This is a genomic window from Pseudorhizobium xiangyangii (assembly GCF_020531965.1).
Taxonomy (GTDB): Bacteria; Pseudomonadota; Alphaproteobacteria; order Rhizobiales; family Rhizobiaceae; genus Neorhizobium; species Neorhizobium xiangyangii.
The window spans coordinates 51,037-72,732 of record NZ_JAJAWH010000001.1 but is presented as its reverse complement, the minus strand read 5'-3'; the positions used below and the strand labels follow the sequence as shown (position 1 = coordinate 72,732).

The 21,696-nt window shown below is 62.4% G+C and carries 14 protein-coding genes and 1 riboswitch; of the genes, 9 read left to right on the top strand and 5 right to left on the bottom strand.

Going from position 1 to position 21,696, the window contains the following annotated elements; genetic code table 11:
• Nucleotides 1-43: 43 nt before the first annotated feature.
• Nucleotides 44-1,987: an LTA synthase family protein gene (locus LH464_RS00320; RefSeq protein ID WP_226784356.1), complete on the bottom strand. Its 1,944-nt coding sequence runs from the start codon at nucleotides 1,985-1,987 to the stop codon at nucleotides 44-46.
• A 155-nt stretch (nucleotides 1,988-2,142) separates the two neighbouring features.
• Here LH464_RS00320 and LH464_RS00315 point away from each other — a divergent pair, with 155 nt between their 5' ends.
• The 4 genes from LH464_RS00315 to bluB all read left to right on the top strand — a co-directional run bounded on the left by LH464_RS00315 (nucleotide 2,143) and on the right by bluB (nucleotide 6,013).
• Nucleotides 2,143-3,825, top strand: a complete 1,683-nt coding sequence (locus LH464_RS00315) for an NAD+ synthase (protein WP_226784355.1) — start codon at nucleotides 2,143-2,145, stop codon at nucleotides 3,823-3,825.
• Nucleotides 3,826-3,830: 5 nt separating this feature from the next.
• Nucleotides 3,831-4,166 (top strand): hypothetical protein, encoded by a 336-nt coding sequence (locus LH464_RS00310; RefSeq protein ID WP_226784354.1) that lies wholly within the window; start codon nucleotides 3,831-3,833, stop codon nucleotides 4,164-4,166.
• Nucleotides 4,167-4,198: 32 nt separating this feature from the next.
• Nucleotides 4,199-5,029, top strand: coding sequence for a TolB family protein (locus LH464_RS00305; protein ID WP_226784558.1), 831 nt, complete (start codon nucleotides 4,199-4,201; stop codon nucleotides 5,027-5,029).
• A 27-nt stretch (nucleotides 5,030-5,056) separates the two neighbouring features.
• Nucleotides 5,057-5,240, top strand: a riboswitch (cobalamin riboswitch).
• Between the two features lie 74 nt (nucleotides 5,241-5,314).
• Complete coding sequence (gene bluB / locus LH464_RS00300) at nucleotides 5,315-6,013, top strand: 5,6-dimethylbenzimidazole synthase (protein WP_226784353.1); 699 nt, start codon at nucleotides 5,315-5,317, stop codon at nucleotides 6,011-6,013.
• Here bluB and LH464_RS00295 read toward each other — a convergent pair.
• On the bottom strand, nucleotides 6,003-6,677 hold the full coding sequence (locus LH464_RS00295) for a hypothetical protein (protein WP_226784352.1): 675 nt from the start codon (nucleotides 6,675-6,677) through the stop codon (nucleotides 6,003-6,005). The two genes, bluB and LH464_RS00295, sit on opposite strands and share 11 nt — an antisense overlap.
• A 173-nt stretch (nucleotides 6,678-6,850) precedes the next feature.
• Complete coding sequence (locus LH464_RS00290) at nucleotides 6,851-9,154, bottom strand: NADP-dependent malic enzyme (RefSeq protein WP_226784351.1); 2,304 nt, start codon at nucleotides 9,152-9,154, stop codon at nucleotides 6,851-6,853.
• A gap of 207 nt (nucleotides 9,155-9,361) precedes the next feature.
• Between LH464_RS00290 and LH464_RS00285 the strand changes: the two genes are divergently transcribed.
• The gene (locus LH464_RS00285) at nucleotides 9,362-10,165 is read left to right on the top strand and encodes a UDP-2,3-diacylglucosamine diphosphatase (protein WP_226784350.1); all 804 of its coding nucleotides are present in this window, start codon (nucleotides 9,362-9,364) and stop codon (nucleotides 10,163-10,165) included.
• 24 nt (nucleotides 10,166-10,189) lie between these two features.
• On the opposite strand, the gene dgcA is transcribed toward LH464_RS00285, so the two are convergent.
• A complete protein-coding gene (gene dgcA, locus LH464_RS00280; RefSeq protein WP_226784349.1) occupies nucleotides 10,190-11,170 on the bottom strand; it encodes an N-acetyl-D-Glu racemase DgcA in 981 nt (326 codons plus the stop codon).
• A gap of 108 nt (nucleotides 11,171-11,278) precedes the next feature.
• Here dgcA and LH464_RS00275 point away from each other — a divergent pair, with 108 nt between their 5' ends.
• Genes LH464_RS00275 through LH464_RS00260 form a run of 4 tightly spaced genes read left to right on the top strand, consistent with a single transcriptional unit; the run spans nucleotide 11,279 to nucleotide 15,287 of the window.
• Entirely contained in the window at nucleotides 11,279-12,445 is a 1,167-nt protein-coding gene (locus LH464_RS00275) for an ABC transporter permease (RefSeq protein ID WP_390624889.1), read from the top strand.
• A 9-nt stretch (nucleotides 12,446-12,454) separates the two neighbouring features.
• On the top strand, nucleotides 12,455-13,279 hold the full coding sequence (locus LH464_RS00270) for an ABC transporter ATP-binding protein (protein WP_226784347.1): 825 nt from the start codon (nucleotides 12,455-12,457) through the stop codon (nucleotides 13,277-13,279).
• 9 nt (nucleotides 13,280-13,288) lie between these two features.
• Nucleotides 13,289-14,659 (top strand): MlaD family protein, encoded by a 1,371-nt coding sequence (locus tag LH464_RS00265; protein ID WP_226784346.1) that lies wholly within the window; start codon nucleotides 13,289-13,291, stop codon nucleotides 14,657-14,659.
• Between the two features lie 13 nt (nucleotides 14,660-14,672).
• The gene (locus tag LH464_RS00260) at nucleotides 14,673-15,287 is read left to right on the top strand and encodes an ABC-type transport auxiliary lipoprotein family protein (RefSeq protein ID WP_226784345.1); all 615 of its coding nucleotides are present in this window, start codon (nucleotides 14,673-14,675) and stop codon (nucleotides 15,285-15,287) included.
• Between the two features lie 265 nt (nucleotides 15,288-15,552).
• Here LH464_RS00260 and LH464_RS00255 read toward each other — a convergent pair whose 3' ends face one another.
• Complete coding sequence (locus LH464_RS00255) at nucleotides 15,553-21,609, bottom strand: apolipoprotein A-IV repeat region-like domain-containing protein (RefSeq protein ID WP_226784344.1); 6,057 nt, start codon at nucleotides 21,607-21,609, stop codon at nucleotides 15,553-15,555.
• Between the last annotated feature and the right edge of the window lie 87 nt (nucleotides 21,610-21,696).

The following is a 21,696-nucleotide window of genomic DNA, read 5'->3' as shown; positions in this document are numbered from 1 at the left end:
CTGTCGGCTCTCTGTCGTCCGATGGAAGACTGAAGGCCGGCGCTTAACCGGGCATGGATGGCACGTGCGGTACGTCCGCGACGGGTGTCTCCGGCATCGGGGCGAGGTCGTCGAGAGCGGGGAAGAACCGCTCCCTTGCATGCTGCTTGCCGAACATCATGTCGTATTGCAGCAGGCGGTAGTCCTTCAGAAGATCGGGCGCCTTCTTGCCGCCGTCGTTCCAGCCCGGAACCGGTCGGCTGTCCGCATCGACCAGCATGTACCGGTCGATGACGGAGAACTGCTTGGCAACATCGCCCAGGAAGCCGGTATAGAAGGGATCGCTGAAGCCTGCCGCCTCGACCACATGGTGGGAGAGCAGGGCCGGGCTGATGGTTCCGAGGTCCTTCTTGGGGCCGGTCTTCGAGGACCAGACGAGCAAAGGTGTCTCGTGTTCGCTCAGCATGGTCTCAAGGGACGCGCGGCGTGTCGCCACGGCTTCCTGCATGTAGCCCGTTTCCATGAATACCTGCCCCATGGGCGGGAGATGATCGCCGAAGAGAACGATGATGGTTTCGCGGCGGCGATTTTTTGCCCAATCCATCAGCTGTTCCAGGCTGTCATCGGCTTCCCGGACACCTTCGCTGTAAGTGGCGAGCTGCTGCGCGGCGGCTTCGGAAAGGGGGCCGTCGACTGCGATGCGGTTGTGAGCATAGCGGTTTGCCTCATAGGGCCCGTGCCCCTGGAGCGTCACCGTAAACAGGAAGAGCGGTTGCTCGGCCTCGTCGCCGATCCGCATGATCTCTTTCATCAAGGCGGTGTCGGAGGCGAACATGCCGCGCTTTTCAAGGGCCGGCAGGTTTTCCTGGGAGAGGAACTTGTCGAAGCCGAGATGCTGATAGACGTTGTTCCTGTTCCAGAACCAGCCTTCGAACGGGTGGACGGCCACGGACGTGTAGCCCTTCTGCCGGAAGAACGTGGCGAGCGAGGGCTGGCGACCGCGAATGTACTGCTGGTAGGGAATGCTGCCGTAGGGCAGGAATGCGTTCGAGAAACCGGTCAGGGCTTCGAATTCCACGTTGGCGGTCATGCCGCCGAATTCCGGAGAGAAGATATTGCCGGCCTGGTTCTGCCTGATCGTCGGCATGGGGTCGGAATCGAGGCGGACATTGGACAGGCGCGTCGGATCCCACAGCGATTCACTCATGATCATGATGATGTCGGGGGACGGTTTGCTGGATACGGCAAAGGCCGTGGGATCGACCTGGATGTTCGCGATGGCCTTGTCGCTGTAACCATGTGGCGGGCTTACATGCGACATCGGCAGGTTGAATGCGAAGGCGATCAGAAAACCGTTGTGACGATAGTTTTCGGCTTGATCCCACATTATCGGGACGATCGACAGGCGATCTCGCAGCCAGGAATGATCGGTGTATTTCATCATCGGCGTGAAGCCGACGAGAAACGGAAGCGCAAGCACAAGGCGGAAAAGCCGTGCTCGGGAAGACAGGACGGGAAAGCGCTTCCAGGCAAAGAATGCGCAGTAGAAGAGCAGCGCCAACGTGGCGATGCCGGCAAGTCCCATGCCGATCGCCAGCCATGGCTTCGCACTGATCATCACCGGAAGCAGTTCCTTGATCTGGCGTGCGAACAGAAGATCGGAGGGGTAGAGCGGGTCGGACAGATAGGTTTGCTTCTGACGGGAGAGGAAGGCCAGGAGGATCATCGCCGGTGCGAGGATGATCAGCGAGCGGAAGGCACGTCCCATCAGCACGTCAAGCCCGAGCGCCACGACGAAGACGAACACCACCGTGGTGATGCCCGGCGACGACAGCATGAATGACAGAAGATTTTCCGGCGAACGACCGGCAAGTGCCTCGACCAGTGCCACCAGCCCAACGGACAGGGCGAACAGGGAAGCGATCAATGCGGCCTGATAGGCGATGACAGCAGCAGTTCGGTTCGTGGCCTCCGCCAATAGCAACTCTCTCCTGGCGGTTTCTGACACGGGCGCACTCCACACGATTCAACGTTATGAAACTGTCACATAACCGTCATGAACCGGAGGTGAACCCCACAACAGGCACAAAGTTGCATTTGCCAACAGGTGAGTTAAGCGATTGTGGCGTTGCCGAGTTTCCGGCGCTGCGCTAAATCATTGTCATGACCCAGGAAAAGACCGACAGCCGCACCTTGCGGATCGCTATCGCCCAAATCAATCCGACCGTTGGAGACGTGACCCAGAACCTCGCCAAAGCGCGAGAGGCGAGGGCGGAAGCGGCGCGGGAAAAGGCCGATATCGTTCTCTTCACCGAGCTCTTCATTTCGGGCTATCCGCCGGAAGACCTGGTGCTGAAGCCATCCTTCCTGACGGCCTGCCTGAAGGCAGTGGAGGATCTGGCGGCGGACACTGCCGATGGCGGCCCCGGAATGGTCGTCGGCTTTCCGCGCCTGGGGGATCAGGGACGGCACAATTCGATCGCCGTGCTCAACGATGGCAGGATCATCGCCATCCGCGACAAGATCGACCTGCCGAACTATGGCGAATTCGACGAAAAGCGCGTCTTCGTGGCCGGCGAGATGCCAGGCCCGGTCAACTTCCGCGGCGTCCGGCTCGGGATTCCGATCTGCGAGGACATCTGGGGAGAACTCGGTATCTGCGAGACGCTGGCGGAAAGCGGCGCGGAAATTCTGCTGTCTCCCAACGGCTCTCCCTATTATCGCGGCAAGGTGGACGTGCGCCACCAGGTGGTCCTGAAACAGGTCATCGAGACAGGCCTGCCGATGATCTATGCCAACCAGGTGGGCGGTCAGGACGAACTCGTGTTCGACGGCGCGAGCTTCGCCTTCAACGCAGACAGGACGCTGGCCTTCCAGATGAGCCAGTTCGAAACTGCGATCACGGTGACGGACTGGCGCAAGGGCGAGGATGGCTGGCGCTGCACGCGCGGGCCGATGGCGCGCATTCCGGAGAAGGAAGAGGCGGATTACCGCGCCTGCGTGCTCGGCTTCCGCGACTACGTCAACAAGAACGGCTTCAAGTCCGTGGTGCTCGGGCTTTCGGGCGGCATCGATTCGGCCGTCTGCGCGGCAATCGCCGTGGATGCGCTGGGCGAGGAGCGGGTCCGCTGCGTGATGCTGCCCTATCGCTATACATCCGAGGAATCGCTGAAGGACGCCGCCAATTGCGCCAAGGCGCTCGGCACGCGGTATGACATCGTACCGATCTCGGATCCGGTCGAAGGGTTCCTGTCGTCGCTTTCCGAACTGTTCGAGGGAACCGAGGAAGGCATCACCGAGGAGAACCTGCAGAGCCGCACGCGCGGCACGATCCTGATGGCCATTTCCAACAAGTTCGGCGCGATGGTGGTGACCACCGGCAACAAGTCGGAAATGTCGGTCGGCTACGCGACGCTCTATGGCGACATGAACGGCGGCTTCAATCCGATCAAGGACCTCTACAAGATGCAGGTCTACGCGATTGCCGACTGGCGCAACAAGCACCTGCCGCCGAACGTGCTCGGACCGACCGGCATGGTGATCCCGCAGAACATTATTTCGAAGGCGCCCTCGGCGGAATTGCGTCCGAACCAGACCGACCAGGATTCACTGCCGCCCTATCCGGCGCTGGACGATATCCTGGAGTGCCTCGTGGAGCAGGAGATGTCGGTCGAGGATATCGTCGCGCGTGGCCACGATATCGCAACCGTGCATCGGATCGAGCATCTGCTCTATCTCGCGGAGTACAAGCGACGGCAGTCTGCTCCGGGCGTGAAAATCACCAAGAAGAATTTCGGTCGTGACCGGCGCTACCCGATCACCAACCGGTACAGGGATCGCTCGTGACCGGCATGACGACAGACAATCAGCCCTCCTTCCGGTCATTGTTCACCGAGGAAGAGAAGATCTATATCGATCTCGTGGCCGCGACCACTGACGTCACACCGGGCGGCCTTCGGATGAAGGTCGTAACCAATATGGTGTTCTTCATCCCGTCGATCGTCATCGGTTGCTACGGTCTCTATTCGGCCGATTTCAAAGTGCTCGGGATCGGCTTCCTGACCTTGCTGGCGAACCTCGCATGGGGTTTTGTCGGCGAAATCCGAGGTTGGCATTACGACAAGCTCGGGCATTCGGTTTTTTGCAAGATCCAGTCGGTCATCGGGAGCTCGCGTTCGGTCGACTAGATCCTCTTGCAAGGTTGGGAGGAGACAGCATGCTGCGTAGCTCCGTCGAGATTTTCGATCTCGGCAGCAGGACCAGCCGCGTCATCTGGCAGACGGATGCATTGTTCGAAGCGCCGAACTGGTCGCCCTGCGGAAATTACCTGCTGCTCAACAGCGAAGGCCGGATTTACCGGCTGAGGCTCGACGAGACGGCGGTTGTCGAACCGGTCGATACGGGCTTTGCCGTCGAATGCAACAACGACCACGGTATTTCGCCGGACGGCCGGTCGATGGCGATTTCCGACGAGGTGGAGTTCGGCAAGTCGGCGATCTACGTGCTCCCGATCGACGGCGGAACGCCGAGGCTGGTCACGCAGAACCTGCCGTCCTACTGGCACGGATGGTCTCCGGACGGAAAGCGCTTCGCCTATTGCGGCATCCGTGACGACGCGTTCGACATCTACAGTATCGACGTCGACGGCGGAACGGAGCAACGGCTGACGTTCGGCGATGGACGCAATGACGGCCCCGATTATTCGCCGGACGGCCGCTTCATCTATTTCAATTCGAGCCGTACGGGGCTGATGCAGATATGGCGGGTGCCGGCGGGCGGCGGCAGCGCCGAACGGATCACCGACAGCCTCTATGGCGACTGGTTTCCTCACCCGTCACCGAAGGGTGACAAGGTCATTTTCCTGTCCTACGACAGCGACGTTTTCGACCATCCGCGCGACAAACAGGTCCGTATCCGCATGATGGATATGGACGGCGGCAACGTCGAAACGCTGCTCGAGCTTTTCGGCGGGCAGGGAACGATGAATTCGCCCAACTGGTCGCCCCGCGGCAATGCTTTCGCCTATGTGCGCTACTTCGCAACCGGCTGATCAAGCTTGCCTGCGCGTGGGCTGTTCGGCATAACTGCCGGGTCAGGTGCCGGCCGCAAGGCCGGAGAATCGGGAATCCGGTGAAGGTCCGGAACGTGCCCAACGCTGTAAGGTGGATGCCTGCTGTTCGCGATGCCACTGGTTCGTCCGGGAAGGCTGCGGCAGGCAGATGAAGCCAAGTCAGAAGACCGGCCTGATGCCATGACCAGACCGCGTGGACGGCGGCGAGGTTGCGATGCTCCTGCGCGATAGCGCGGGATGCTCTGGCATTCGTGGGGATTGACGATGCAAGCTGATTCATCTGCCGGCGCTTTGGTGCCGGCCGCAGGGTTTTCCGATCAGGACCGGGCCGCGGTCTACAGTGCCATCGAGACGCGCCGCGACGTGCGCGACCAGTTTCTGCCCAAACCCGTGCCGGATGACGTGCTGGGACGGCTTCTCGGTGCCGCGCACGCAGCGCCATCCGTGGGTTTCATGCAGCCCTGGAACTTCATCGTGGTCCGCGATGCCGCCGTCAGGAATGCGGCGTGGCAGGCATTCTCGCGTGCCAACGAGGAAGCGGCGGGCATGTTTCCCGACGACCGTAAGGGGCTCTATCGCAGCCTGAAGCTCGAAGGCATCCGCAAGGCACCGCTCAGCATCTGCGTTACCTGCGATCCGGACCGGGCAGGCCCGGTCGTTCTGGGCCGAACCCACAACCGGCGCACGGATGTCTATTCGACGGTCTGCGCGGTGCAGAACCTGTGGCTTGCTGCCCGTGCGGAAGGTGTCGGCGTGGGCTGGGTCAGTATCTTCCATGACCAGGATATCCGCGAGATCCTCGGCATTCCCGAAAGGATAGAGATCGTCGCCTGGCTGTGCGTCGGCTACGTGGAAGAACTGTATTGCGAGCCGGAACTGGCGGTGAAGGGATGGCGCCAGCGGCTGCCGCTGGAGGACCTCGTATTCCAGGACCGTTGGGGTGATAGGGACCCTATTGCCTAGGTTGAGCGCCGTCTGCGGCGGGATTGCTCAGATCGATGGACGAATCGTCCGGCAGGAAGACAGGGCCGACACTTCGGACATTGCGTGAGGGATCATAGGGACGCTCGGGCTGCACAGGCGGGGCCTCGGACTGCAGGAGAGCCGGCGGCGCTGTTTCACTCTTTGAAGGCAGGGTGGTGATGCTGGAAAACGGCTTCTTCTCCCTGTCCGCGTCCGGTGCGGTCTCGGGATCGATCGCAACGGGAAGCGGTGCTGTCGCCTCGCCGGTGTTGCACGCGTTGGCGTCGAGGGCTGCCATGATGGCATTCCGCTCACCGCTCGGACGAATGATCTGCCGGGCCGCCGAACGCTGGGCGAGGATGCCGTCGCGTTGCATCTCTAGCTCGCGCAATTCGGAAGCCATCTCGCCGCAGACATCGTCCTGGCCAAAGGTCACGATACTGCGGCCCCCGCAGCGGGCACGGCGCATTTCCGTCCGCAGGAAGCGGATCTCGTCATTGTGCTGACGCAACGTGTCGGCATGCCGGCGCACGTCCGCGGTGCTGCCGATAATCTGGGGCAGTGTCGCGAGCCGGCGCTGAAGCGCCTGGCAGATATCCGAAGCTTCCGCCGCGACGGGCGCAAAGGCCAGAATGGCCGCGGTTGCAATCAGGCGCAGACGCATGATGGTCCTTCCGTTTCTGCAATCTCAACATCGGCGCGCCGCTTATGACGCACCGAGGACGCTTTGGCTCCCAAACCGGCGCATCGTACCTTGCGAAAACAGGTCCCCATTTTCAGGTCGATGCGTCAACGATCATCCGGGATGCTGGTTGAGATTATCATAACAGAGGGAAATCAGCCCTGATTAGCCTCCACGACCGCCAGGGCAGCCATGTTGACAACGCCTCTGGAGGTCACCGAGGTGGACAGGATGTGTGCAGGCATGGCGGCGCCAAGAAGGATCGGCCCCACATGGAGCGCATCCATCATTGTGCGGACGATGCCGAGCGAGGCGTTGGCCGCGTCGAGGTTCGGGAAGACGAGGAGGTTTGCTTCGCCGGTGAGCGTGCTGTCCGGCATTGCCCGTTTGCGCAGGGGTTCGGACAGGGCGGAACCGCCCTGCATCTCGCCATCGACCTCGAGGTCCGGCGCACGCTGGCGGATGAGGGCGAGCGCCTCGCGCATCTTGGCGGCGCTCTCGGAATGGCGGGAGCCGAAGTTCGAATGGCTGATCAGCGCTGCCTTCGGCGTTATGCCGAAGCGCCGGACCTCCTGTGCGGCCAGAACCGTCATCTCGGCAATCTCCGCTGCGGACGGATTGTAGGTCACGAAGGTATCGGTGAAGAATATGGTGCCGCGCTGAGAGATGAGCAGGCTCATGGCGGAGAAGGCGCACACGCCGGGGCGCTTGCCGATGATCTGGTTCACGTCGCGCAGGTGCTTGTCGTAGCGACCCTCGAGGCCGCATATCAGCGCATCCGCTTCCCCTCGGCGCACGGCGAGCGCGCCAATGACGGTGGTGTTGGTACGCACGATGGTACGGGCCGCCTCCGGGTTCACGCCGGCACGTCCGACGAGCGCGAAATAGTCATCGACATAGTCACGGTAGCGCGGATCGTCTTCCGGATTGATGACTTCGAAGTCGACATTGGGGCGGATCCGGATACCGAAGCGTGCCAGCCGCGCCTCGATGACGCTCGGTCGACCGATGAGGATAGGCCGAGCCGTCTTGTCCTCCAGCAGAACCTGGGCGGCACGAAGCACGCGCTCATCCTCGCCTTCGGCAAAGATGACGCGGTTCTTCTCGGCGATCTTGGCGGCGCTGAAGATCGGCTTCATGACGAAGCCGGAGCGCCACACGAAACGGTTGAGCTGATCGAGATAGGCATCGAAATCCTGAATCGGACGCGATGCGACGCCGGTCTCGGCCGCCGCCTTTGCGACGGCCGGCGCGATGCGCAGGATCAGTCGCGGATCGAACGGCGAGGGGATGAGATAGTCCGGTCCGAATACCGGTGTCTCCCCGGTATAGGCGCGGGCTGCGACGTCGGAGACTTCCTCACGCGCCAGGGCTGCAATAGCCCTGACGGTCGCGACCTTCATCTCCTCGTTGATGGTGGAGGCGCCGCAATCCAGCGCACCCCTGAAAATGTAGGGGAAGCATAGGACGTTGTTGACCTGGTTCGGGAAGTCCGAGCGTCCGGTGCAGATCATCGCGTCCGGCCTTGCCGCACGGGCAAGCTCCGGCATGATTTCAGGCGTCGGGTTGGCGAGGGCCATGATGAGCGGCTTTTCGGCCATCCTGGCGAGCAGTTCGGGCTTCAGGACGCCGGCAGCGGACAGGCCGAGGAAGACGTCGGCGCCGTCGATGCTGTCAGCCAGCACGCGCTTGTCGCTGTCCTGGCGATAGATTGCCTTCCACTGGTCCATCAGCGTTTCGCGGCCAAGATAAACGAGGCCCTCGATATCGTGGACCCAGATGTTTTCCTTGCGAGCGCCGAGCGAGACGAGGAGGTTGAGACAGGCGAGTGCAGCGGCTCCGGCGCCGGATGCGACGATCTTGACGTCTGCAATGTTCTTGCCGGCCAGTTCGAGCCCGTTGAGGATCGCGGCAGCGACAATGATGGCCGTTCCGTGCTGGTCGTCGTGGAAGACCGGGATGTTCATCTTCTCACGCAGACGACGCTCGACCTCGAAGCATTCCGGGGCCTTGATGTCTTCCAGGTTGATGCCACCGAAGGTCGGCTCCAGCGCAGAAATGGTCGAGACCATCGACTCGATGTCGTTTGCCGCAATCTCAATGTCAAAGACATCGATGGCGGCGAATTTCTTGAACAGCACCGCCTTGCCTTCCATGACCGGCTTGGAGGCAAGTGGGCCGATGTCGCCGAGGCCGAGAACGGCGGTTCCATTCGAGATCACAGCGACGAGGTTCGCACGTCCAGTGTAGTCGGCCGCAGCGTCGGGATTGTCGCGAATGGCAAGGCACGGGGCTGCAACGCCCGGCGAATAGGCGAGCGCCAGGTCGCGCTGGTTTCCGAGCGGCTTTGTCGGCTGGATCTCGAGCTTTCCCGGGCGCGGATAGCGGTGGAAGAACAGGGCCTGCTCATCGAGATCGCCGGTTTTGGTCGTACCGTTTGCGTCCGCGTTGTCCTGCATGCCCTATGCGCCTCCAGAAAATTGTCATTCGTCGAACAGATGGTTCGCGCCTTCATTACAACAATCGCCGCCCATGGACAGCAGGTAATTTGCCCCAGGTGGGGTGGGTGGGCTTCGTATGCCGTGATGCGAAAGTGTCATGCTCCTGAAACACGAGTCTGGTCTTCAGGCGGCAGCCAGGTTTTGAAACAGGGGCTTGCGATCAAAATGGCCGACAGCAGGAATTTCCGGACGATCTTCATCTCGGATGTCCATCTGGGTTCAAAGGCGGCGCGGACGGACCTTCTCCTCGATTTCCTCCGTCATCACGAGGCCGACACGATCGTACTTGTCGGCGACATCGTCGATGGATGGCGGCTGAAGCGGAGCTGGCACTGGCCGCAGGGCTGCAACGACGTGGTGCAGAAGCTGTTGCGCAAGGCCCGCAAGGGAACACGCATCATCTATATTCCGGGCAATCACGGCGAGTTCCTGCGGGAATTTCCGGGCATGCATTTCGGCGGCATCGAAGTCGCCGAGCGTATCATCCACGAGACGGCGAATGGCCGGAAATATCTCGTGCTGCACGGGGACGAGTTCGATGTCGTGGTCCGCAATGCCCGTCTGCTCGCCTATCTCGGTGACTGGGCATACGACGCTGCGATCGCGCTGAACGTTGTTCTCGCCGCAGTACGGCGTCGGCTGGGCATGCCTTACTGGTCCTTCTCCGCCTGGGCGAAGCTGCAGGTGAAGCAGGCCGTCAACTTCATAGGCGAGTTCCAGCGCGTCGTGGCCGACGAGGCCCGCCGCAACCATGTGGACGGCGTCATCTGCGGCCATATTCACCACGCCGTGATGGAAGATATCGACGGGATCCACTACGTGAATACCGGCGACTGGGTGGAAAGCTGCACCGCGGTGGCGGAACGGCATGACGGCACTCTGGAGATGATCACCTGGCAGGGGTCCGCGGCGGTGCTCCTTTCCCGGACCTGTCAAGCCGAGGTCGTCAGCGACATGAAGGCTGCCTGAACGGATCGCGCTTGCGCTAGAGGGTCAGCCCCAAAGCTCTGCGGTCGGCGGAAATACGATCGACCCCTCGTAACGCAATCCCGGCTGGCGATCACGCGCAAGCAGGAGCGGGCCGTCGAGATCCGCATATTCGACGTCCTGTGCCAGCAGGACGGCGGGCGCCATCGCAAGAGAGGTTCCCACCATGCAGCCGACCATCACCTGGAACCCCAGACGCTTTGCCTCCGCCTTCATGCGGAGAGCTTCCGTCAGCCCACCTGTCTTGTCGAGCTTGATGTTCACGGCATCGTAGAGGTCGCGGAGGCTTGCCAGGTCTCCTGTCGAATGCACGCTCTCGTCGGCGCAGATCGGAACGCGACGGTCGATCTGCGCGAGCAGTTGGTCCTTGCCCGCGGGCAGTGGCTGCTCGATCAACGCTATTCCTGTTTCGAGTGCGATTTCCAGGTGCCGTTCAAGGTTCGCCTCGGTCCATCCCTCGTTTGCATCGACGATAATGGCGGATTGAGGTGCTGCCTTCCGCACCGCGCGCATGCGTGATTCGTCGTCAGGCGTGCCAAGCTTCACCTTCAGGAGCGGGCGGTGAGCGTTTTTGGCAGCCTCTGACGCCATCGACTCCGGTTCGCCGAGGGAAAGAGTGAAAGCCGTGGTGATCGGGACGGGTGAAACGCAGAGCAGGGATGCGGCAGACCTTCCCGAGAGCTTCGCTTCCAGGTCCCAGAGCGCGCAGTCGACGGCGTTACGGCCAGCCCCGGGCTTCATGATGGACTGAAGCGCATTTCGATCCGCACCTTCGCGGATTGCCCGGCTTGCAGCCTCGATCTCCGCCATCACGCCATCAAGCGTCTCGCCGTAGCGCTTATAGGGCACACATTCGCCACGGCCGCTCACCCCCTCCGCCACGATGGTGCATGCCACCACGTCGGCAGTCGTCTTCGACCCTCTCGAGATCGTGAAGAGACCGGCGATGGGGAAGGTCTCGATTGTGGCTTCGAGGTTACGGCGCATGCTTTTGAGCGTCCTGTGCGTGGTATTTCCAGATGAGCCCGTTATATTGCCGAGTGCTTCGCCCGATCAACAACCTCGGCGTCGATGCCCACCGTAAAACCGCGAAAGATGCCAGTGCCGTCACAGTCGATTGAAACCCGGGTTGCCGAAATGGCCGCCGAACAAATGCCCGGGGGCGATGGCGAGCGCTTTGTTGCGAGCGGCGATTGGCGAAACCATCGAATAGCCAAGGTTCTGCCCACGCTCGAGAAGCTGGAAAAAGGCTCCGGAACTGGGCGTCTGGAAATCGACGTCTCCGACGTGGAGGCAATCGACACGGCGGGCGCCTGGCTGATCCGGCGCCTGATCACGGCGAAACAAGCGCAGGGCCGCGACGTGGCCCTTGTCGGCGCACCAGCCTCCATCGACGAGCTGGTGGCGATTCTCCCCGAGCAGGCTCCTGCGCCACCGGCAAATACGGGGCCGGAGGGTACGCTGTTCGAGCGTGTCTTCACGCCCGTCGGCAAGGTCGTCACTGCGTTTGGCCGGGATTTGATGTCGGCCATGCATATTCTGGGCTCGGCAGTGCGCGGCGCCCAGATGAAATTCGGACGTGGCGGCGGGATTTCTCCCGCCTCGGTGGTCAACCAGATAGACCATATGGGCGTCCGCGCGGTCCCGATCATCATGCTGATGTCGTTCCTGATCGGCGCGATCATCGCCCAGCAGGGTGCTTTCCAGCTGCGCTATTTCGGCGCGGAAATCTTCGTGGTCGACCTGGTTGGTATTCTCCAGCTGCGCGAAATCGGCGTGCTCCTGACAGCGATCATGATCGCCGGCCGTTCGGGAAGCGCCATCACGGCCGAGATCGGCTCGATGAAGATGCGCGAGGAAATCGATGCGCTGACGGTTATCGGGTTGAACCCGGTGGGCGTGCTGATCTTCCCCCGGCTGGTGGCGCTGACCATCGTCCTGCCGCTGCTGACGATCATCGCGAATTTCTCGGCACTCTACGGAGCCGCCGTGGTGGCATTGGTCTATTCCGGCATCACCTTCGATACGTTCCTTTCCCGCTTGCACGAGGCAATCGACCACACGTCGGTGGCTTCCGGCATGATCAAGGCGCCGTTCATGGCGCTGTCCATTGGCATCGTAGCGGCAGTAGAAGGCATGAAGGTGGGCGGCAGCGCCGAATCACTCGGACGGCACGTGACGGCTTCGGTGGTGAAGGCGATCTTCGCGGTGATCCTCATGGATGCGCTGTTTGCCATGTTCTACTCGGCAATCGATTTTTAGGGGCGGCGGGTGGACGGTACGGTAAAAGACAAGAACGGCAGGGACAGGCAGGTGGTGCTGTCCGTTCGCGACGTTACTGTCGCGTTCGGCTCCAATGTCGTGCTCGAAAAACTCAATCTGGATGTCTATCGCGGCGAAATCCTGGGTTTCGTTGGCGCTTCCGGTACCGGGAAATCGGTCCTCATGCGGACGGTATTGCGGCTTTTGCCGCGGCAGTCGGGCAAGATCGAGATTCTCGGGACCGACTATGACGAGGCGGACGACGAGGGGCGAATGAAGCTCGATACCCGTCTCGGCGTTCTCTTCCAGCACGGTGCGCTGTTCTCCGCCCTGACCGTCAAGGAGAACATCCAGCTTCCCATGCGGGAATACCTGGACCTTCCGCAGTCGCTGATGGACGAATTGGCCTATCTGAAGATCGAGATGGTCGGCCTCGCGCCAGACGCGGCCGATAAGTATCCGTCCGAGCTTTCCGGTGGGATGATCAAGCGCGCCGCATTGGCGCGGGCGCTTGCGCTTGACCCGGATCTCGTCTTCCTCGACGAGCCGACATCAGGGCTCGATCCGATAGGCGCTGCGGAATTCGATATGCTGATCGCGAGGCTGAGAGACACGCTCGGGCTGACGGTCTACATGGTAACCCACGATCTCGACAGCCTTTTTTCGGTGTGTGACCGTATTGCCGTACTTGGACAGAAGCGGGTATTGGTGGAAGGGACACTAGAGGAAATGTTCGCTTTCGACGATCCGTGGGTCCAATCCTACTTCCGCGGCAAACGCGCCCGCTCCGTCGTGACGAGCGAGCAGCCCGCCGCAAGCCCTGCAGAAAAGTGATCTGACGCCATGGAAACCAGAGCAAATTATGCGATCGTCGGCTTTTTCACCATTCTGGTGATCGCTGCCGCATTCGGTTTTGTCTACTGGATGGCTCAGTCCGGACGCGGTGGACCGATGGCAGAGCTTGCAATCCGAATCCCCGGATCCGCGAACGGTCTTTCCGTGGGATCGCCGGTGCGCTTCAACGGTATTCCGGTCGGATCGGTCCGCAATCTCTCGATCGACCCGGATGATCCGCAGTATTCCATCGCATTCACCGAAGTGCGGGCGGATGCCCCTGTCTACCCCTCGACCCGCGCGGTTCTTGAAGTGCAGGGCCTGACAGGCGCCGCCTATATCGAGCTTTCGGGTGGTAACAAGGGCGAGGAGAACATCCTCCAGAAGGCCATCGAGACGGAGCGTCCCGCCGTGCTGATCGCCGATCAGTCGAGCGTGACCAACCTTCTGGCAACCGCGGACAAGATCCTCGACCGCGCCAATCAGGCGATCGGCGACATCCAGGGGTTCGTTGCCGATTCCCGTGGGCCACTTACGCAGACGATCCGCAACGCGGAGACATTCACGGCGGCGCTCAGCGACAATGCCGGTGCGATCGATGAATTCCTGGGCAGCATGTCGGCTCTCTCGGGAACCTTCAACCGCATATCGGAACGTCTTGATTCTACGCTTGAAGCCGCCGAGCAACTGGTTCGCGCGGTGGACGCCGAAAAGATCAATCAGGTCGTTTCCAATGCGGAACGCACAACCCGCAACATTGCCAACGCATCGGAGAATTTCGACGAGATCGCCCAGGACGTTCGCGACGCTGCATCCGGCTTCCAGCGGGCGACCGTCGATGCGCAGACCGTCCTGAAAAGGGCGGACGAGCTGATGGCGGCGATAGACCCGAAGAACATCGGCACGGCCGTGAACAACATCACCGCGGCGAGCGAGGATGCGCGCAGCGCCATCTCGTCGGCGCGCGGTGTCGTGGACGATGTGGCTGCCCGACGGGAGGATATCGACCGGGCCATCGGCGACTTCACCGAACTGGCGCAGAAACTCAATAGTGCCTCGAGCCGCGTCGATGGGATCCTCGCCAAGGTGGACACGATGGTGTCCGGCGGCGATTCGCAGTCCCTGTTTGCCGAGGCCCGCCGTACGCTGGAATCCTTCCGTACGGTCGCCGACAACATCAATGCCCGCGTCGGCCCGATTGCCGACAACCTGCAGCGCTTCTCGGCTTCCGGGCTGCGCGACATCCAGACGCTGGTGGACGATACCCGCCGGACGGTTCGCAGCCTCAACGATACGATCAGCAATTTCGACGAGAACCCGCAGCGGCTTATCTTCGGCGGGGAAACGGTAAAGCAATATGACGGCAGGACACGTCGATAAGAGCGGAGTTTTCATGACCGGATCGAGCTACTTCAGGCGAGAAAACTGGCGCCCGTCCGCACTGGTCGTGCTGCCGCTCGTCGCCGTTCTGGCGACAGGTTGCGGGTCCAAGGCCAAGAACGATACGTTCGACCTTTCCATCACGCCTGCCAGCAGCGGGCCTGCGGCACGCAGCCGGCAGATCCTCGTTACCGAGCCGACGGCGTTGAAGCCGCTGGACAGCGAGCAGGTCGTGATCCGCATTTCGCCCTCCGAGATCCAGTATCTGGCGAATTCGCAGTGGGGCGACACGTTGCCGCGCATGGTTCAGTCGAAGCTGGTGGAAGCCTTCGAGAACAGCGGCAGGCTCGGCGGGGTCGGCAGACCGGGGCAGGGCCTGGCGATCGACTATCAGGTCGTCACCAACATCCGGAGCTTCGAGGTCGATACGAGCGGCGCCGACGTGGCGAACGTGGAAATCTCGGTGAAAATCCTCAACGATCGCAACGGCACCGTGCGGGCACAGCAGGTCTTCCGCGCCAGCGTGCCGGTATCCGGTTCGGCGAACCGGGACTTCATTGCCGGGCTGGACCGTGCCTTTGCCAACGTGGGTGCGGAAATCGTCGAGTGGTCGCTGGGGGTCATGTGACCGCAACCTGGATCGTGAATTCGTAAGGCGTCAAAATGGCGGCTGGCTCAACGGCCGGCCGATGGCGGCATTTCCGCAAATCGAAGCCCCTTCGCGCATTTAGCCCCGTTCGCACCTGACGGATCTTTCCGGCTACAGCGTTTGCATAGGCACATGCCGCAATGGCTGCGTCTTCGCTCCGGTTATGCCCCCACGATCAATTGCCTCTAAAGAAAATGGCCGCCTTTCGGGCGGCCATTTTTGGTTTTGAAAACACTCTCTGCCGTTAGCTGAAGCGGCCGGCCGCATGGGCGAGCATGGTATAGACCTTGCCCGTGTCGGACGTCAGGTAGCTCTGGGTTACCGACTTGTCGCGATCAGTGCGAGCCACGTCCGCGAGCAGCTTCTCGAAATCGGCGATGTAGCGGTCGACGGCGGTGCGGAATTCCGGCTCCCGCTCGTACTTGCGCTTGATCTCGTCGAACGTCTGCTGGCCCTTCAGCGTGTAGAGGCGACGGGTGAACACGTCGCGCTCGCCCCGCTGATAGCGACGCCACAGGTCCACCGAGGCATCGTGGTCGATCGCGCGGGCGATATCCACGGACAGCGAGTTCAGCGATTCGACCATATGGCGCGGATTGCGGTTGTCACCGTTGCCGCGAGCGGCTGCCTGTTCCGGCGGGCGTGTGGCCGGTCGGGCAGGGGTTTGCGGCTGGGTTTCGCGCGAGGCGCCACGCAGAAGGTCGCTGATCCAGCCACCGTCCTCACGACGCGGAGCAGGCTCCGCCGGGCGCGGCTGGGTGCCACGGTCCATGTTGAGGCTGCCGCGCAGGCCTGTAGAGAGGATGTCGTTGCGCGGGGCAGCCGGCGTCTGCGGGGGCAGCGCTGCGGCAGTGGGCTGCGGACGCGCTGCAGGCGTAGGTGCTGCGGCTGTGGGAGCAGGTGCGGCGACGCGGGTCGGAGCAGGCTGCGAGACCTCCAGCTGCTGCGCCGAGCGGCCGACGATCTGCGACAGATCCTGCAGTGCCTTGATCTGCTCGGCGACGGCGCGACGCATGGCAGCGGCGTTCTCCTTTGCCTCCTCCGGAAGATCGAAGGCGCCGCGCTTGAGTTCCGTGCGGGTGCTGTCGAGTTCTTCGCGGATCTCGTTGGCCGACCGGCGGATTTCATCGGTCGCGCCGGCAAAGCGGCCAACCGCTTCCTCTACGGATTTGCGAAGGGTATCGCGCAGCTGGGAAGCCGCGTTGTCGGAGCGGCTGGTCGCGTCGCCGAGCATGCGCTCGACGTCCGCGAGCGAGCCTTCGACGCCGCCACGGATGCGCTCGGAGAGACCCCGCGCACGCTGTTCGGCCTCGGCCATCGTGCTGTCGATCGTGCGATTTGCTTCTTCGGTTGCACCCATGAAGGCGCTGCGCATGGTCTGTGCCGTGACATCCGCACGCTGCTGGGTTTCACCCAAGGTGCGGCCGATGTCGGCAAAGGCGCCCTGCAGGCTGTCGCGCAGATGCGAGGCAACCTGATTGGAGCGGCCTTCGGCACGTTCAAAGGCTCCGTCGACCAGATTTGTGAGGCCGCGCATCGTTGCCTCGATTTCCTCGGAGCGCTTGACCAGTCCGGCGGACAGGCTGCGCAGCGCGGTCTGACGCTCATCGAGCGTATTCGCCAGGTTGGACTGTGCAGCACCGAGAAGCTCGGACGCCTGGGCAAGGACCTTCGAATGCTCGTCGAAGCGGCCGACGATACCGCCGACCTGATTAAGCGTCTCGCCGGAGATGGTGGCGAGGCGGTCGATGTTGTTTTCGAGCAGGCGGCTTGATCCCGAAACCATGTCGGCCGCATGGCCTGCCGACTCGGCAAACCGGTTCGCGGTGGCGTCGAGCTTTTCGTCCACACCTGCGAGACGCTCGGCGGCCTGATCCGCAGCCGAGGTGATGCTCTCCGCTGCCCGGTGGATGAGATCGGCAATGCCGGAATTGCTGTCGGCAAGCTTTTCGATCAGCGCGTTGACGCTGCCCGACAAGCCGCGTTCGACGGCGAGGATGGCACCGGTGGTGTTTTCCGTCCGTTGCGAGAGAGCCGAGAGTGCCTCGTTGGTGCGCGCTGCAATGGCGTCCACAAGCGCGCTGTTTTCGTCGCGGATCCGGCCGGAGTTTTCGTGAGCTGCAGCGACCAGACGGTCGGTGCTTTCCTGTGCAGCCGCTGCGATCTGCTCGGCGGCAGTGCGGCTTGCTTCGGCATATTGCTCGACGACGGGCTTTGCCTGCTCCTCGATGAGGCGCGACAGTTCCGTTGTCCGGCTTGCCAGCATGGAGTTGAGATCGCGGGCGCGGCTGTCGAGCGCGGACCGGATTGCGTCGCCACGGGCCGCCAGGGCCTTGTCGACGCCATCCATGGCGTTCTGCAACTCGGTTGCCGTTTCCGACAGCGAGCCGCGAAGCGAGCCGCCACGGGCCTCCAAGGCCTGCTCGGCTTCACCGAGGGCTTGCGAGATTGCCGCAACCTGCTTCTTCACAAGCGAATCGGCTTCCGCGACCTTGTGGACGATCGCGTTTCCGGCCTCTGAGAAGGCCTGTGCCACGGTTGCGGCCTGACCCGCGAGGCGGTTCTGGGTTTCAGAAATCCGGCTGACGATGTCGGTCGAGCGCTCTTCGATCGAGCGCGTGAACTCGGCGTTGCGGTTCGACAGCTCTTCGGTGAACTCGGAGCCGGCGCGGGTCAGCATCTCTGCCGAGCGCATGGCTTCGCTGTCCATGCCCTGTGCTGCGGCGCTGACGGCATCGCGGAGGGCGCTTGCGAGGTTGGTTGCTTTGCCTTCGATGGTCCTGGTGACGTTGTCGAGACCGACCGTGAGGGCCCGGTCCATGGTGGACAGGCGCTCATCGAAGCGGGCAGTGCCGGAATCCATGGTGCCGGCAATGCGATCATGCGCTTCGGTGCTGACGCGTTCGAGTTCTGCTGCACGCGCCGCGAGAGTTTCCCCGATGTTGCGGCCCGCGCCGTCGACGAGATCGGTGACGCTCGACAGTTCGTTGCGGATCCGGCCTTCCAGCCCACCGAAGGTGCTTTCGATGCGGACGCCGGTATCGTCGAGTGCTGCGGTAACGCTGCCGACAGTCTGCTCGATGCGGCCAGAGAAATCGTCTGCCGAGCGGCTGATTTCCTGTGCGGCGTTGTTGAGCCTGAGGGCGATGTCGCCGGCTGTCGAACTCAGACGCTGCTCCAGATCGGAGCCTGCGCCGTTGATGGCGGCACGAATGGCATCCTGCTGGCCTTCCAGGGACATTTCGAGCATTCCGGCACTGGTCGCGACCGTGGTGCCGATCGTCGTCACCTGATCGGACATCAATTCCGCGATCTGCTCGTGTGCATGCGAAAGTGCAGACGAAATCACTTCGCTACGCTCTTCCAGAGTGGCGCGCATGCGCTCGTAGCCGGTTCCAAGCGTCTCTTCCATCTGCTGGTTCGCGGAGGAGACGGTATCTGCGAACTGCTGATGGCCAAGGCCGATGGTGGCGGCAATGCGCTCCTGACCCGTGCCAATCGCTGCCTCGATACGGTCTGCGCCGCCGGTCAGGCTTTCCTCGAAGCGGCGCGAACCGTCACCAAGGATGCTGCCGATCTGCTCCGAGACCTGGCCAACGGACTGTTCGATGCGGTTGCCCGCCTCGGACGCTGCGGCGAGCAGGACGCTGGCCTTGTCTTCCAGGGACGTGGCGAGACGATCCTCTCCGAGTGCAAAGGCCGTGCTGATTTCCATTGCCTTGTCGTCGAGGATTTCGCCGAGCCGATCGCCATTGGCGATGATCGTCTTCGAAAAGTCCGCGACACGGCGGTCGAGGTCTTCGCCAAGGCGCTGTTCGCCTTGCTCGATGTGACGGGCGATCAGGCCTGCGCGCTCGTCCAGGACGCTTGAGAGGCGCTCTGGCGTATCGGCCAGATTTGTGAGGATGCCGGCGATCCGGTCTTCACCAAGGGCGAAGGCGGTGCTGATTTCCATCGTCTTGTCGTCGAGGAGCTCGCCGATGCGTTCGCCGTTGGAGCTCAGCGCCTGGGTGAGGCTACTCACACGACGGTCGAGGTCTTCGCCGAGGCGCTGTTCGCCTTCTTCGATGTGGCGGGCGATCAAGGCTGCACGTTCGTCCAGGACGCTGGAGAGGCGCTCTGGCGTATCGGCCAGATTGGTGAGGATGCCGGCGATCCGGTCTTCGCCAAGGGCGAAGGCGGTGCTGATTTCCATCGTCTTGTCGTCGAGGAGTTCGCCGATCCGGTCACCGTTCGCACCCAGCGTCTGGGCGAGATCCGTGACGCGACGATCGAGGCCTTCCGTGAGGCGCTGCTCGCCTTCCTGCAGGTGGCGGGCGATCGTGGATGCACGCTCGTCCAGCAGGTTCGCCAGTCGCTCGGGGGCTTCGGATACGGCGGACTCTATGGCCGCTGTCTTGTGGTCCAGAGCATTGGTGATCCGTTCCTGGCCGCTTTCCAGGGCATTGATGACGGCGTCCGAGCGCTCGCCGAACGTCCGTTCGAACTTGCTGTGGCTGTCGCTCAACGCGCCGATCAGGGCGCTGCTGCGTACGGCGAGAACGCTATCCATCGCTTCATGGGTCGAACCGAAGGCATTGGTGATCTCGCCGGTGCGTGCAGCGAGTGCTTCATTCAGTTCGCGGCTGCGGGTCTCGAACATCGAATCGAGCACTTCCTGGCCGGTACCCAGCGTGGTTGCCAAGGCAAAGGACTGATCGGTCAGCGTGTTGCCGATGTGCTCGATGCTGCTGCTGAGGATGCCTTCGAGCGATTCGGAACCGCCAGCGACGGTTTCGTTGATGCGGGCCAGGCTGTCCATCAGCTTGCTGTCGAGGCTGCCGGCGCGCTGGTCGAAGGCGGTGGTGAACTCTGCAAGCCCATCGTCGAACGTGGTGCCGAGCTGGCCGACGGTTGCCAGCATCCGCTCCTCGAAAAGGCCGGTCCGGAGATCGATATCCATGACGGCATCGTCGGCGGCTGACTGAAGGCTCTGACGGAACGAGGCGCCCTTGGTATCGAGTGCGTGGTTCAGCGAGGCAATGACCGTATCGAGCGAGCCGGTGATGGAACGTTCGCCCTCGGAAAGACCCTCGGCAATTTCGCGGGTACGCGCGACGAGCGTCTCGTTGAGCTGGCGGGTACGATCCGCGAGAGCGGCGTTGAGTTTTTCCGTATTGGCATCGAGCGTGGATGCCCGTGTCTCGAACTCGCCAAGCAGCGCCTGTCCCCGTTCGACGAGCGTCAGCGAGATATATTCGAGGCGTGTATCGAACTCGGTGGCAAGGGCGATGCCGGAGGAACTGAGCGTCTGGACCAGATCGTCGGCCTTTGCCGCCAGAAGCGAGCCGAGAGCCTCGCCTGCGGCATTGGTCTTCTCGGTGAGGGCGGCTGCGCGCGTGTCGATCATCGAGGCGAAGGCTTCGCCCGAGGTTGCGAGACGGATGGAAATCTCTTCCGTCGCCAGCGACAGTTCTTCCTTGAGCTGTTCATGGGCGCCGACGATGGACGAGCGGATGCGTTCGGCATGATTGACCACGGCATCGCGTTCCGTGCCGAGTTCGTGCACGAGACCGCGAACCCGCAGCTCGTTATCGGCATAGCTGCGCTCGAGGGCGTTGACCTCGGAATGGACGAGGGTTTCGAGTTCGGTCGCGCGGGCGATCGTGCGCTCGATGCCCTCGTTCATGGCCGACACTTCGCGGCGGACGGCCTGGCCGACAGACATGATCCGTTCGGATGCAACCGTCTCCGGCTCGGACAGGCGCAGTGCCACTTCGGCCATGGAGCGGGCGGCGTTGCGCAAATCCTGGGCGCGCGCCATCATTGTCGCGAAGGCGAAGAACAGCATGACCGGCACGACGATGCCGATCAGGATCGCGACAATACCCGGATTGGCCAGAAGCGCGGAAACGGATCCGATCTGCCAAAGCTGGTTGCCGTAGATGAGGTGGGCAAGACCGACGCCGCCGATTGTCCAGAGCACCGATACGATCGCCGCGCTGCGCAGCGAGGACTGCATGGTCCCGCTTTCGAGCGACTTCAGCAAATTCACGGAGCTGCGCCGGCTGCCGTCGTTCGCCGGTTCGAATGAAGGCGTACGGGCCGCGGGCTCGGCTGGCTGGGTGCGTGGCGGCTCAGCCGGGTTCTCCCGGCGCGCCTGGGCGGGTCGCTGCTTTGGTTCAGACACTCTGGCCTCCGAGGCGGCAGGCGTCGCTTGCCGACGTGCATCCTGCTCGTCAATGAAATCGATTTTCAGAGCGTCTTCCAATGCCTGGAATGCCGTTTCGTCGATCGACTCGTTGCTTGTCTTCTTCGCCATGCGGTTACGCCTCGCTACATACTCGCCCGGCCAAACCCATCCATTTCTGCCCGCCTTTGCAGATACAGGATGAGATTATGCCTGCCG

What these genes read in the sequence shown, in the direction of transcription:
- bluB (WP_226784353.1), top strand. Translation starts at nt 5,315, where the DNA reads ATGCAAGCTGATTCATCTGCCGGCGCTTTGGTGCCGGCCGCAGGGTTT.
- LH464_RS00275 (WP_390624889.1), top strand. Translation starts at nt 11,279, where the DNA reads ATGCCAGTGCCGTCACAGTCGATTGAAACCCGGGTTGCCGAAATGGCC.
- LH464_RS00290 (WP_226784351.1), bottom strand. Translation starts at nt 9,154, where the DNA reads ATGCAGGACAACGCGGACGCAAACGGTACGACCAAAACCGGCGATCTC.
- LH464_RS00255 (WP_226784344.1), bottom strand. Translation starts at nt 21,609, where the DNA reads ATGGCGAAGAAGACAAGCAACGAGTCGATCGACGAAACGGCATTCCAG.
- LH464_RS00295 (WP_226784352.1), bottom strand. Translation starts at nt 6,677, where the DNA reads ATGCGTCTGCGCCTGATTGCAACCGCGGCCATTCTGGCCTTTGCGCCC.
- LH464_RS00310 (WP_226784354.1), top strand. Translation starts at nt 3,831, where the DNA reads ATGACGACAGACAATCAGCCCTCCTTCCGGTCATTGTTCACCGAGGAA.
- LH464_RS00315 (WP_226784355.1), top strand. Translation starts at nt 2,143, where the DNA reads ATGACCCAGGAAAAGACCGACAGCCGCACCTTGCGGATCGCTATCGCC.
- LH464_RS00260 (WP_226784345.1), top strand. Translation starts at nt 14,673, where the DNA reads ATGACCGGATCGAGCTACTTCAGGCGAGAAAACTGGCGCCCGTCCGCA.
- LH464_RS00285 (WP_226784350.1), top strand. Translation starts at nt 9,362, where the DNA reads ATGGCCGACAGCAGGAATTTCCGGACGATCTTCATCTCGGATGTCCAT.
- LH464_RS00265 (WP_226784346.1), top strand. Translation starts at nt 13,289, where the DNA reads ATGGAAACCAGAGCAAATTATGCGATCGTCGGCTTTTTCACCATTCTG.
- dgcA (WP_226784349.1), bottom strand. Translation starts at nt 11,170, where the DNA reads ATGCGCCGTAACCTCGAAGCCACAATCGAGACCTTCCCCATCGCCGGT.